General features: G+C 71.9%; 10 protein-coding genes, 4 tRNA genes and 1 pseudogene. 9 read left to right on the top strand and 6 right to left on the bottom strand.

From position 1 onward, the window contains the following. Positions 1 to 986 precede the first annotated feature (986 nt). From crcB (AB0R04_RS30660) to crcB (AB0R04_RS30670), 3 genes are read right to left on the bottom strand one after another with little or no spacing between them, the layout of a single operon-like run. Positions 987 to 1,361, bottom strand: coding sequence for a fluoride efflux transporter CrcB (gene crcB, locus AB0R04_RS30660; RefSeq protein ID WP_063348328.1), 375 nt, complete (start codon positions 1,359 to 1,361; stop codon positions 987 to 989). Beyond that, the gene (locus tag AB0R04_RS30665; protein ID WP_363376859.1) at positions 1,358 to 1,708 is read right to left on the bottom strand and encodes a DUF190 domain-containing protein; all 351 of its coding nucleotides are present in this window, start codon (positions 1,706 to 1,708) and stop codon (positions 1,358 to 1,360) included. Before AB0R04_RS30665 ends, crcB (AB0R04_RS30660) begins: the two co-directional genes overlap by 4 nt. Continuing rightward, complete coding sequence (gene crcB, locus AB0R04_RS30670; protein WP_363376860.1) at positions 1,705 to 2,202, bottom strand: fluoride efflux transporter CrcB; 498 nt, start codon at positions 2,200 to 2,202, stop codon at positions 1,705 to 1,707. Before crcB (AB0R04_RS30670) ends, AB0R04_RS30665 begins: the two co-directional genes overlap by 4 nt. A 70-nt stretch (positions 2,203 to 2,272) precedes the next feature. On the opposite strand from crcB (AB0R04_RS30670), the gene AB0R04_RS30675 reads away from it, so the two are divergent. From AB0R04_RS30675 to AB0R04_RS30705, 7 genes are all read left to right on the top strand, one after another. Then, a complete protein-coding gene (locus AB0R04_RS30675) occupies positions 2,273 to 2,614 on the top strand; it encodes a metallopeptidase family protein (RefSeq protein ID WP_063348331.1) in 342 nt (113 codons plus the stop codon). 126 nt (positions 2,615 to 2,740) lie between these two features. After that, positions 2,741 to 2,813 (top strand) — tRNA-Glu (locus AB0R04_RS30680). Positions 2,814 to 2,868: 55 nt separating this feature from the next. Further along, a tRNA-Asp gene (locus tag AB0R04_RS30685) sits at positions 2,869 to 2,942 on the top strand. Positions 2,943 to 2,969: 27 nt separating this feature from the next. Continuing rightward, a tRNA-Phe gene (locus tag AB0R04_RS30690) sits at positions 2,970 to 3,043 on the top strand. A gap of 177 nt (positions 3,044 to 3,220) precedes the next feature. Continuing rightward, positions 3,221 to 3,637: a prevent-host-death protein gene (locus tag AB0R04_RS30695; protein ID WP_363376862.1), complete on the top strand. Its 417-nt coding sequence runs from the start codon at positions 3,221 to 3,223 to the stop codon at positions 3,635 to 3,637. After that, positions 3,634 to 4,059, top strand: a complete 426-nt coding sequence (locus AB0R04_RS30700) for a cytotoxic translational repressor of toxin-antitoxin stability system (protein ID WP_363376863.1) — start codon at positions 3,634 to 3,636, stop codon at positions 4,057 to 4,059. Before AB0R04_RS30695 ends, AB0R04_RS30700 begins: the two co-directional genes overlap by 4 nt. A gap of 218 nt (positions 4,060 to 4,277) precedes the next feature. After that, positions 4,278 to 4,823: a Uma2 family endonuclease gene (locus AB0R04_RS30705; RefSeq protein WP_363376864.1), complete on the top strand. Its 546-nt coding sequence runs from the start codon at positions 4,278 to 4,280 to the stop codon at positions 4,821 to 4,823. A 112-nt stretch (positions 4,824 to 4,935) separates the two neighbouring features. On the opposite strand, the gene AB0R04_RS30710 is transcribed toward AB0R04_RS30705, so the two are convergent. Together AB0R04_RS30710 and AB0R04_RS30715 are read right to left on the bottom strand one after the other, a co-directional pair. Beyond that, entirely contained in the window at positions 4,936 to 5,979 is a 1,044-nt protein-coding gene (locus AB0R04_RS30710; RefSeq protein WP_363376866.1) for a hypothetical protein, read from the bottom strand. Then, positions 5,976 to 6,506 carry a SigE family RNA polymerase sigma factor gene (locus AB0R04_RS30715; protein WP_363376868.1) on the bottom strand — a complete coding sequence of 177 codons (531 nt, stop codon included), beginning with the start codon at positions 6,504 to 6,506 and terminating at the stop codon, positions 5,976 to 5,978. Before AB0R04_RS30715 ends, AB0R04_RS30710 begins: the two co-directional genes overlap by 4 nt. 187 nt (positions 6,507 to 6,693) lie before the next feature. Between AB0R04_RS30715 and hrpA the strand changes: the two genes are divergently transcribed. Further along, positions 6,694 to 10,680: an ATP-dependent RNA helicase HrpA gene (gene hrpA, locus AB0R04_RS30720; RefSeq protein WP_363376870.1), complete on the top strand. Its 3,987-nt coding sequence runs from the start codon at positions 6,694 to 6,696 to the stop codon at positions 10,678 to 10,680. 118 nt (positions 10,681 to 10,798) lie between these two features. Further along, positions 10,799 to 10,872: transfer RNA gene (locus AB0R04_RS30725), tRNA-Asp, on the top strand. Positions 10,873 to 10,907: 35 nt separating this feature from the next. On the opposite strand, the pseudogene AB0R04_RS30730 reads toward AB0R04_RS30725, so the two are convergent. After that, positions 10,908 to 10,997 (bottom strand): annotated as a pseudogene (locus tag AB0R04_RS30730) (30S ribosomal protein S10); the annotation flags it as partial.

Here is a 10,997-nt window from a genome sequence, read left to right on the forward strand (position 1 = left end):
GGGAATAGGGCGCCAGTCAAATGAATCAAACGAACGATCTACCACCATAGACGAACCTCGGGATCAGAGGCAAATGCCCTGGCCAGACCGCTAATGCCCACCCGCATGCGGGCTCGGGGCCGAGGAACCGGAGTTACCGGCCGAGGGCTCCGGGGTCGGTGGGACGGTCGCGGCCGGTGAGGTGTGCTCGGGCTCGGGGGACGTCGAGGGGCGGCTGCTCGGCGTGGCCGACGGCGTGCCCGCCGTACCGCCGGAGCGGCCCTCACCGGTGCCGCCGGCCCCGCCCGCGCCCCCGGTACCCGCCGCACCGCCGGTACCGGCCGACGCGCCGCCGCCCGGCCGGGGAGCGGGGCTGGCACTCACGCCCCCCGCCGAACCGTTCGCGCCGGTGCCGGCCGGCGCGGGGTCCACGGCGGGCGCCCCCGGCACCGGGACCACGCCGGCGGCCGCGCCGTTCACGCCGGGCGCCACCTCGCCCGCCGCCGTGGCCGTCGCCCCGGCCGGCGCGTTCTCGCCCTGCAAGCCCCCCGGACGCTCCGGGCGCCCGGACGCACTCCCCGGATGCGCGCCGCTCGGCGAGGCCGACGGCCCGCTCGTCACCCCCGGCTTGCCCGCCGGACCGACCTGCCCGACCGGCGCCACCCCGCGCTTCACCTCCGCCTCCGGACCGACCGACATGCACCCCGTCAGCCCCAGCCCGGCCACCGCCAGCACCGCCGCCGCACGCACCGAAGCCGTACGCGCCGAAACCGCACGCGCCGAAGCCGTACGCACCACCGCCCGAACCGCCCGCACCGAAGCCACCGAGCTCCCTCTCCACCGCCCCACCCGGGCCGCCCACTGCTCGCGCGGCCGCTTTTCGGTGCCCAACGCGCGCCCGCCCCGACGGGACACGGGCAGCGCGCCAGGAAGCGCCCGGGACGCGCCGCCACAGCCCGCCGAACCGGCACGGCCCGCCGAGGCAGACCGGCAGACCGGCGGCCTGCTCAGCCCCAGAACGCCGAGGCCAGCCCCGCCCCCGCGTACACCGCGGCCAGCCCCACCACCACGCTGCCCACCACGTTCGCCAGCGCGTACCGCCCCGCCCCGGTCTCGACCAGCCGCAGCGTCTCGTACGAGAAGGTCGAGTACGTGGTCAGCGCCCCGCACAGCCCCGTCCCCAGCAGCACCTGGACCTGCGGGGACGCGGCCCCCGCCGCCACCGCCCCGGTCACCAGGCCGAGCACCATGCAGCCGACCGCGTTCACCGCGAACGTCCCCCAGGGGAACACCGAGTCGTGCCGGGCCTGCACCGCCCGGTCGGTCAGGTACCGCAGCGGCGCGCCGACCACCGCGCCCGCCACCACCAGCAGCCAGTTCACCCCGAAGCCCCTTCCCGCCCCACGTACCTGACCACTTCGCAGTGGTCCAGCAGCACCAAGCCCTCCGCCACCAGCCCGTCCAACTGCGGCAGGAACGCCCGCACCCGCTCCTCCTCGTCCACGATCACCACCGCCACCGGCAGGTCCTCGCTCAGCGACAGCAGCCGTGCCGTGTGCACCAGCGACGACGCCCCGAACCCCTCGATCCCCCGGAACACGCTCGCCCCGGCCAGCCCCTCCGCCCGCACCCGGTGCACGATCTCGCTGTACAGCGGCCGGTGGTGCCAGCGGTCGTTCTCCCCCACCAGCACGGTCAGCCGCAGCGCCGGCCCGCTCAACCTGCTCACCGCACGCCCCCGCCCCCACGGGCGATCAGACGGCGCGTCAGCCCGGCCGCCACCCACACCGCGCCGAGCGCGCCCAGCAGCGTCAGCCCCAGGTACGCCAGCCCGAGCCCGAGCCGCCCCTCCTCCACCAGCCGCCGGATGTCCACCGCGTACGTCGAGAAGGTGGTGAAGCCGCCCAGTACCCCGGTGCCGAAGAACGGCCGCAGCAGCGGGTGTGCCGGACGCCCCTCGGTGATCACCACCAGGAACACCCCGATCACCGCGCACCCGACCACGTTGATCAGCAGCGTCGTCCACGGGAACGCCGCCGGGCCGTTCGCCCAGGCCAGCCCGGCGCCGTACCGCGCCACCGACCCGATCGCCCCGCCCACCGCGATCACCGCCACGGCCGGCCCCTGCCCGCGCCACACCGGCGGCCGTCTCCGGGCGGCCGTCCCTTCGCCCACCGGCCGGGTCCGCGCCGGGCCGTCCACCGTGCCGTCCGAGGTCGCCATAACCCCATCAAACACCGGCTCCCGCCGTCTGGCACAGCGTCACTCCAGACCCGACAATGAACCGGTGGAGATGACCCGGGACGAGTTCGAGACGCTGGTCAGCGACGCCCTCGACCAGATTCCCCCGCAGCTCGCGGCCATGATGGACAACGTCGCCGTCTTCGTCGAGGACGAGCCCGACCCCGCCGACCCGGAACTCCTCGGCCTCTACGAGGGCACCCCGCTCACCGAACGCGGCGAGTGGTACGCGGGCGTCCTGCCCGACCGGATCCTCATCTACCGCGGCCCCACCCTCCGGCACTGCGAGACCCACGACCAGGTCGTCGCCGAAGTCCGCACCACGGTCATCCACGAGGTCGCCCACCACTTCGGCTTCGACGACCACGAACTCGACGAACTCGGCTGGTCCTGACCCCCGCCCCGAGCGGCCCTCGGGCGGCCCCCACCCACCCGGCCGAAACCCGTTTTGGCGATCCGCCCTACATCCCATATGCTTCTCGACGTCCCCGAACGCTGGGAACAGCGGGACAGGCCGCAAGCCCTCATCGTCTAGTGGCCCAGGACGCCGCCCTTTCAAGGCGGTAGCACGGGTTCGAATCCCGTTGGGGGCACGCAGTACCGTAGTAAAAAGCAGTGCCGCAAGACCTTAGTGGGAAACCACTACAAGGTCCCGTGGAGCAGTTGGTTAGCTCGCCACCCTGTCAAGGTGGAGGTCGCGGGTTCAAGTCCCGTCGGGATCGCTCGTCTCGCAAGAGACGGTGCAGTACGGCCAGGTAGCTCAGTTGGTACGAGCGTCCGCCTGAAAAGCGGAAGGTCGCCGGTTCGACCCCGGCCCTGGCCACAACGTATGACCAGGCATTATGCCCCCGAAGCAGCTCGCTTCGGGGGCATTTTCGCGTTGTTTGACGCCAACGGCACAGCCGACGGTCACCACCCTCCCGCATGACGTCAAGTACGCTACGTACTTGACGTACTTCACCGGCCGCGCGACCCTGGTTCTCGGACGAGGAGGCTTCCCATGACAGCAGTCCACTACGAGAGCTACACCGAAGCCCGAGCGCACCTGAAGGATCTGCTGGACGCAGCGGGGCAAGGCCGGATCGCGACCGTTCGCCGGGACACCGGATACGCGGCCGTAGTCGACGCAGGGCGGCTACGCCGTGCCCTCACGCTGTTGTGCCCCTCCAAGGCCGAGGTGGTCGCCGAGGGCGGTGGCTGGTCGGTGTTCTTCCCCGGCCTGCCGGTCGCAGCGGACGGCGGCACGTTCGACGAGGCCATCGACGAGATGATCGACGCGCTCCGCGAGTATGCGGAGGACTGGCAGGACCGACTGCTGAGCGCTCCGAACCATCGCGACAACTGGGGCCTGGTTCAGCTGATCGGTCTCAGCGACGACGCACAACTCCGTGATTGGCTGCTCGGAGTCGCGAAGTGACCTGGCCCCAGCCGACACGCGAACGGCACGAGCAGTTCTGCAAGGTTGAAGGCTGGGAACGCGTACGTGACGCGCGCGGCCGCACCGGCACCCACCACGTCACCTATGAATTCGGGCTCCCCGACGGGCGGATCCTGCGTACTCGGGTGTCGCATCCGGTCGACCGCACCGTGTACGGCGCGGGCATGTGGGCGCACGTCCTCCGCGATCAGCTGGATGTGACAGAGGATGTCTTCTGGCCGTGCGTCCTGGACGGCGCGCTTCCCGATCGAGGCGTGCCCGAGCCACCACGCGAGGCGCTTCCCGCAGATCTGGTCCACATGCTGATCAACCGTGTCGGACTCACCGAGAACCAGGTCGCCGAGCTGAACAAGGCCCAGGCGATCGCGCGACTCCAGCAGTTCTGGACCGAGGGCCACTGACACCAGTTGCCGCGTCACCGCCTGGGCCGCTGCGGCTTCCGGTCCCCGCAGATCTCGAAGTCCATCGCACACCTTGAACTGGGGTGTTGCGACGACCGTTGGAACCCAAGATTTCGCTGCGGGGCTTCCGCCGTTCCGGGGGCCTGGGGCCTGGGGCCGGGCGCCGACTACGCTGGGTGCCGGACACCGGTGGATTCGGTTCGGGAGGCGTCGCACTCATGACCCCGGAACACTTCGAGCTCCTGGAAGCGGCCCGCAGGAGCCTGCCCGATGGCTTCAAGGTGGAGCTCTCCGGCGACACCATCACCATGATGGTGAGCCCCTCGGGGATCCACCAGCGCAACCTGCTGGTGGTGCGCCGGCAGTTCGACGCCCACACCCCGGCCGGGCTGCTGCCGAGCGAGAACACCGATCTGATCTCGCCCAACGTCGGGAAGAGCCGCAATCCCGACCTGACGTACCTTCCGGACGACGCGCTGGCCACCACCGACAACCAGGTGCCCGCCGAGCTGGCCGCGATCGCGGTCGAGCTGGTCTCGCCCTCCAACCCCGAGAACGACTGGGTCGGGAAGGTGCGGGACTACCCGCTGATGGGGATCCCGCTGTACCTCCTGGTCGACGCGCGGGAGAAGACCGTCACCCTCTTCAGCAGGCCGGACGGCACCCGGTACCACCGGCGCGAGGACATCGCGTTCGGCGAGACGATGCGCGTTCCGGAGCCCTTCGGCTTCGAGCTGGTCACCGGCGACCTGCTGCCCTACTGATCTCGGGCGGCTCCCCTCGGGTCAGCTCGCCAGGCGGCCGGGCGAGCTGACCCGAGGGGGAGGTGGGCCGGTCGCGCGGGCGGCGTCGAGGCCGGCACGGCGCCGGGAGGGTTCAGTAGGAGCGGAACCAGCTGGCGTCGGTGCCCAGCACGGAGCCGTCCGCCGCGTAGTACGTGAACGTGCGGGCCTGGGCGCCCGGCTTCCTGGCGATCGCGTACCAGCGCGTCGGGGAGTCCCCGAGGGCGACCGGCGCCGACTCGCTGACGCCGCCGGTGTCCCAGGTGACCACGATCTTCGCGACCCGGGGCCGGACCCCGGCGATCACCACCGGTGAGGCGCCCAGCTCCCCGCCCTTGAGCCCGAGCATCGTCCCTCCTCCGGAGGTGGCCCGGTCGATGATCGCCCCGTCCGGCACCCCCGGGGCGGGGGTGTCGTGCATCGCGTCGTCGACCTGGCGCTGCCCGTCCACGGTGGCGTAGAGGTTCACCAGGTCCACGTCCGGGCGCCAGCTCCGGTCGATGTCCGCCCGGGTGGTCTCCGGCAGTTGCGGGATGGCCGCGTGCCGGTCCTCCCAGATCAGCCTGGCCTGTCGGAGGGCGTCCTCCTTGGTGGCGGCCGCCGGCCAGAACGCGGCCCACGCCTGCCACTGCCTGCCGTTCGTGGTGCCCTGGCCGACCACGACCCGGACCGGGGTGAACGGATCCCGCGCGGGAGCGGTCGGTGTCGCGGTGGTGCCTGCGGTGCCTGCGGTGCCCGCGGCGGCCCCGGCGGCCCCGGCCGCCTCCGCGGCGGTGACGGTCGAGGCGTCCGCCACCACCGCCCCCGCGTCGGCCGCGTTGCCCGGCCCCCGCCCCCGCCCGAGCCCGCCGAGCGCCGTCCCCCCGACGACGGCCGCCGCGACCAGCACCGCCACCGCCCCGCTGGTCAGCAGCCGCCGGCGCCGCAGTCGGCGCCGCCCCCCGGCGACCAGCCGGTCGTACGGGACGGCCCCGATCTCGACGCTTCCGGCCAGTTCGCCCAGGACGCGCGCCGCCGCGGCCTCGGCGCCGGCCGCGCCCCCGGCCCCCGCCCCGGCCGTGTCCTCGCCGCCCACACCGCCCACACCGCCCACGTTGCCCATGGCGCCCTCGCCGCCCACGTTGCCCTCGTTGCTCATCTTCCGCCTCCGATGCTCGCCAGCCCGTTGAGTGAGGAGGCCTCCCGCAGCTTGGCCAGGCCCCTGGCCGCCTGGCTCTTCACCGTCCCGACCGAGCAGCCCATCGCCGCGGCGGTCTGGGTCTCGGTGAGGTCCTCCCAGTACCGCAGCACGACGGCCTGCCGCTGCCGGGGCGGCAGCGTGCCGAGGGCCGTGAGCAGCGCCGCCCGTTCGTCCAGCCGCGCGTAGCCGTCGGGGCCCTCGGGTGCGGCCCGGTCGGGGACGGCGGTGACCAGTTCCTCGGCCGCTCGGCGGCGGAACCGCCGGGCGTGCTCGTTGATCAGGATCCGGCGCACGTAGGCATGCGGGTCGTCGGCCGCCCGGACCCGGCTCCAGGCGACGTACGCCCGCTCCAGGGCCTGCTGGACCAGGTCCTCGGCGGTGTGCCTGTCCCCCGCGAGCAGGTACGCCGTCCTGAGCAGCCGCGTCCACGCGCTGCCGGTGAACGCGCGGAACTCCTCGTCCCTCGCGGTCTTCTGGGCTCCCATGAGCACCTCCTCAACCCCCAGAGCCCGAAACCGCCGCGAACCGTTGCCTGGCCCGGCCCGGAGCCGCCCGGGCCGACGTCGCCGGCACCCGGACCCGCCGTTCGCGCTCGGCCGCCGGTGGCTGTGACACTGGAGAGGCTCGAAAACCGAGGTGCGCGCCGCCGTACCTCCTTGCGAACCTAGAGGGATGCCCGCAGTGAGTTCTCCCGCAGTCCAGTCCGCCCCCGCACCCGCCGAGGGTCCCGGTATCGGTGAGCTGGCCGCCCGCCTGCCCGAGCTGACCCTGCGCGACCAGGTGCGGATCGGGCGCCGACTGGAGGGGGCCCGTCGGGTCCGCAAGCCCGAGGCCCGGCAGAAGGTCGCCGCCCAGATCGCCGCCGACATCGACCGCGCCGAGCTGCTGGTCGAGCAGCGCCGCGGTGCCGTCCCACCGATCAGCTATCCCGCCGAGCTGCCGGTCAGCCAGAAGAAGGACGAGATCCTGGCGGCCATCCGGGACCACCAGGTGGTGATCGTCGCGGGTGAGACCGGCTCCGGCAAGACCACCCAGATCCCGAAGATCTGTCTGGAGCTGGGCCGCGGCGTGCGCGGTCTGGTCGGCCACACCCAGCCGCGCCGGATCGCCGCCCGTACGGTCGCCGAGCGGGTCGCGGAGGAGCTGCGCAGCCCGCTGGGCGAGGCGGTCGGCTGGAAGGTCCGGTTCACCGACCAGGTCGGCCAGGACACCCTGGTCAAGCTGATGACGGACGGCATCCTGCTCGCGGAGATCCAGACCGACCGCGAACTGCTCCAGTACGACACCCTGATCATCGACGAGGCGCACGAACGCAGCCTCAACATCGACTTCATCCTCGGCTACGTCAAGCAGCTGCTCCCGCGCCGACCGGACCTCAAGGTCGTGATCACCTCCGCGACCATCGACCCGCAGCGCTTCGCCCGGCACTTCAACGACGCCCCGATCGTCGAGGTCTCCGGCCGCACCTACCCGGTGGAGGTCCGGTACCGCCCGCTCGTCGACGACCTGGACGAGGACGACGACGCGACGGACGCCGACCGCGACCGGGACCAGATCCAGGCGATCTGCGAAGCGGCCCAGGAGCTCCAGGCCGAGGGCCCGGGCGACATCCTGGTCTTCCTCTCCGGCGAGCGCGAGATCCGCGACACCGCCGACGCCCTGGACAAGCTGAAACTCAAGTCCACCGAGGTCCTGCCGCTGTACGCCCGGCTGAGCTCGGCCGAGCAGCACCGGGTGTTCCAGCGCTCCGGCAGCCGCCGGATCGTCCTCGCCACCAACGTCGCCGAGACCAGCCTCACCGTCCCCGGCATCAAGTACGTGATCGACCCGGGCACCGCCCGGATCTCCCGCTACAGCCACCGCACCAAGGTGCAGCGGCTGCCGATCGAGGCGGTCAGCCAGGCCAGCGCCAACCAGCGCAAGGGCCGCTGCGGCCGCACCTCCGACGGCATCTGCATCCGGCTGTACTCGGAGGAGGACTTCCTCTCCCGCCCCGAGTTCACCGACGCCGAGATCCTGCGCACCAACCTGGCCTCGGTGATCCTGCAGATGACGGCGGCGGGCCTCGGCGACATCGCCGCCTTCCCGTTCCTGGACCCGCCGGACTCCCGCAACATCAAGGACGGCGTGCACCTGCTGCACGAGCTGGGCGCGCTGGACCCGGACGAGAAGGACCCGCGCAAGCGCCTCACCGCGCTCGGCCGCCAGCTGGCCCAGCTCCCGGTGGACCCGCGGATGGCCCGGATGGTGCTGGAGGCCGACAAGAACGGCTGCGTGCGCGACGTGATGGTGATCGCCGCCGCGCTGTCCATCCAGGACCCGCGCGAGCGCCCCGCCGAGAAGCGCCAGGCCGCCGACGAGCGGCACCGCCGGTTCAACTCGGAGACCTCCGACTTCCTGTCCTACCTGGCGATGTGGCGCTACGTCCGGGAGCAGCAGCGCGAGCTGTCCTCCTCGGCCTTCCGCCGGATGTGCAAGGCGGAGTTCCTCAACTACCTGCGGATACGGGAGTGGCAGGACATCTACACCCAGCTGCGCACGGTCGCCAAGCAGTTGGGCGTCACCATCGAGGAGCCGCACGAGGACGCCGAGCCGGACGCCGACCGGATCCACCAGTCGCTGCTGGCCGGCCTGCTCTCCCACATCGGCCTGTTCGACGTGGAGAAGCGCGAGTACGGCGGCGCGCGCGGCGCCCGGTTCGCGGTGTTCCCGGGCTCGGGCCTGTTCAAGAAGCCGCCGCGCTGGGTGATGTCGGCCGAGCTGGTGGAGACGTCCCGGCTGTGGGCGCGGATCAACGCCAAGATCGAGCCGGAGTGGGTGGAGCCGCTGGCCGGCCACCTGATCAAGCGGACGTACAGCGAGCCGCACTGGGAGAAGAAGGCCGGAGCCGTCCTGGCGTACGAGCGGGTGACGCTCTACGGGATGCCGGTCGTCGCCCAGCGCAAGGTCAACTACGGCCGGATCGACCCGGAGCTGTGCCGCGAGCTGTTCATCCGCAACGCGCTGGTCGAGGGCGACTGGGAGACCCACCACCGGTTCTTCGCCGAGAACCGCAAGCTGCTCGGCGAGGTCGAGGAGCTGGAGAACCGGGCCCGGCGCCGGGACATCCTGGTCGACGACCAGACCCTGTTCGAGTTCTACGACGCCCGGCTGCCGGAGGACGTGGTCTCCACCCGGCACTTCGACTCCTGGTGGAAGACGGCCCGGCACGAGCAGCCGGACCTGCTCAACTTCGAGAAGTCGATGCTGATCAACGACTCCGCGGACGGCGTCACGGAGGCCGACTACCCGGACCACTGGCAGCAGGGCAAGCTGCGCTTCCAGCTGACCTACCAGTTCGAACCGGGCAGCGACGCGGACGGCGTGACCGTCCACATCCCGCTGCCGGTGCTCAACCAGGTCACCGCGGAGGGCTTCGACTGGCAGATCCCGGGCCTGCGGACGGAGCTGGTCACCGCGTACATCAAGTCGCTGCCGAAGGCGATCCGGCGCAACTTCGTGCCGGCGCCGGACTTCGCGAAGGCGGCGCTGCGCGCGGTGAAGGACCGCCAGGAGCCGTTGCTGCCGTCCCTGGAGCACGCCCTCAAGCGCCTGACGGCCATCACCGTGCCGCCGGAGGCCTGGGACGACGAGCGGGTGCCGGACCACCTCAAGGTGACCTTCCGGGTGGTGGACGGCCGCCGCAAGCTCGCCGAGTCCAAGGACCTGGAGGAGCTGCGGCTGCGGCTCAAGCCGAAGCTCAAGGAGACGCTGTCCTCGGCGGCCTCCGGCCAGGGCATCGAGCAGGGCGGGCTGACCGCCTGGCCGGGCGGCCTGCCCGTGCTCCAGCGCACCTTCGAGCAGCGCTCGCGCGGCCACTCGCTGCGCGCCTACCCGGCCCTGGTGGACGAGGGGGAGTCGGTCGGCGTGAAGCTGTTCGACACCCCGCAGGCACAGACGCAGTCGATGTGGGCGGGCACCCGCCGGCTGCTGATGCTGACCACCACCTCCCCGGCCAAGTCGATCCAGGGCCGGCTGGGCAACCAGGCGAAGCTGGCGCTCTCGCACAACCCGCACGGCTCGGTGAACGCCCTCTTCGAGGACGTGGTGGCCTGTGCGACGGACCGGCTGATGGCCCTGGCCGGCGGACCGGCCTGGGACGAGGCGGCCTTCGGCACGCTGCACGACAAGGTGCGGACGGACCTGTACGACCTGTCCGCGGACACCACGCTGAAGACGGCCACCGCGCTGATCGCCTTCCACAAGGCCTCGACCCGGCTGAAGTCGGTGAGCAGCCCGGTGCTGCTGAACGCGGTGAACGACATCCGGCTGCACCTGGCCTCCCTGGTGCACCCGGGCTTCGTCACGGGCACCGGCTGGCAGCGGCTGCCGGACCTCAAGCGCTACCTGCTGGCGGTGGACCGCCGGCTGGAGGCGCTGCCCAACCACCCGCAGCGGGACGCCCAGCAGCTGCTGAAGGTCCAGCAGGTGCAGCGGGAGTACGGGGAGCTGCTGGCGGCGGTGCCGGCCGGCCGGCAGCCGTCCGCGGAGGTGCTGGCGATCCGCTGGATGATCGAGGAGTTGCGGGTCAGCTTCTTCGCCCAGTCGCTGGGCACGCCGAGCCCGGTGTCGGAGAAGCGGATCACCAAGGCGATGGAGGCTGCCAGGGCCACGCTCTGAGCTGGGCGGCGGCCTCCTCGGGGGCCCTCAGGTGCCAGTTCGACCTGGGGGCCCACCATGGGCTACAGTCTGTCTTGTTCGCAGCGCGGCAAGCGAGTGAACGAGATCAGAAAACTCTGGTCCCGTGGAGCAGTTGGTTAGCTCGCCACCCTGTCAAGGTGGAGGTCGCGGGTTCAAGTCCCGTCGGGATCGCCGCAGTGCGAGAGGCCCGGAACCGTCAGGTTCTGAGTACGCATCTCGAAGTGCTCGCGCGAGTCCTTGTACTTGTGCGGCGAGCGGATGACGCAGTACACGTTCTTCTCAGTGGGCAGCGGCAC

It is taken from the genome of Kitasatospora sp. NPDC056731 (assembly GCF_040687675.1).
Classification (GTDB): domain Bacteria; phylum Actinomycetota; class Actinomycetes; order Streptomycetales; family Streptomycetaceae; genus Kitasatospora.

Excerpts from the sequence above, each read along its gene's own strand:
- crcB (WP_363376860.1), bottom strand. The coding sequence starts at position 2,202 with ATGGCGACCTCGGACGGCACGGTGGACGGCCCGGCGCGGACCCGGCCG.
- AB0R04_RS30675 (WP_063348331.1), top strand. The coding sequence starts at position 2,273 with ATGACCCGGGACGAGTTCGAGACGCTGGTCAGCGACGCCCTCGACCAG.
- AB0R04_RS30695 (WP_363376862.1), top strand. The coding sequence starts at position 3,221 with ATGACAGCAGTCCACTACGAGAGCTACACCGAAGCCCGAGCGCACCTG.
- AB0R04_RS30705 (WP_363376864.1), top strand. The coding sequence starts at position 4,278 with ATGACCCCGGAACACTTCGAGCTCCTGGAAGCGGCCCGCAGGAGCCTG.
- AB0R04_RS30710 (WP_363376866.1), bottom strand. The coding sequence starts at position 5,979 with ATGAGCAACGAGGGCAACGTGGGCGGCGAGGGCGCCATGGGCAACGTG.
- AB0R04_RS30715 (WP_363376868.1), bottom strand. The coding sequence starts at position 6,506 with ATGGGAGCCCAGAAGACCGCGAGGGACGAGGAGTTCCGCGCGTTCACC.
- hrpA (WP_363376870.1), top strand. The coding sequence starts at position 6,694 with ATGCCCGCAGTGAGTTCTCCCGCAGTCCAGTCCGCCCCCGCACCCGCC.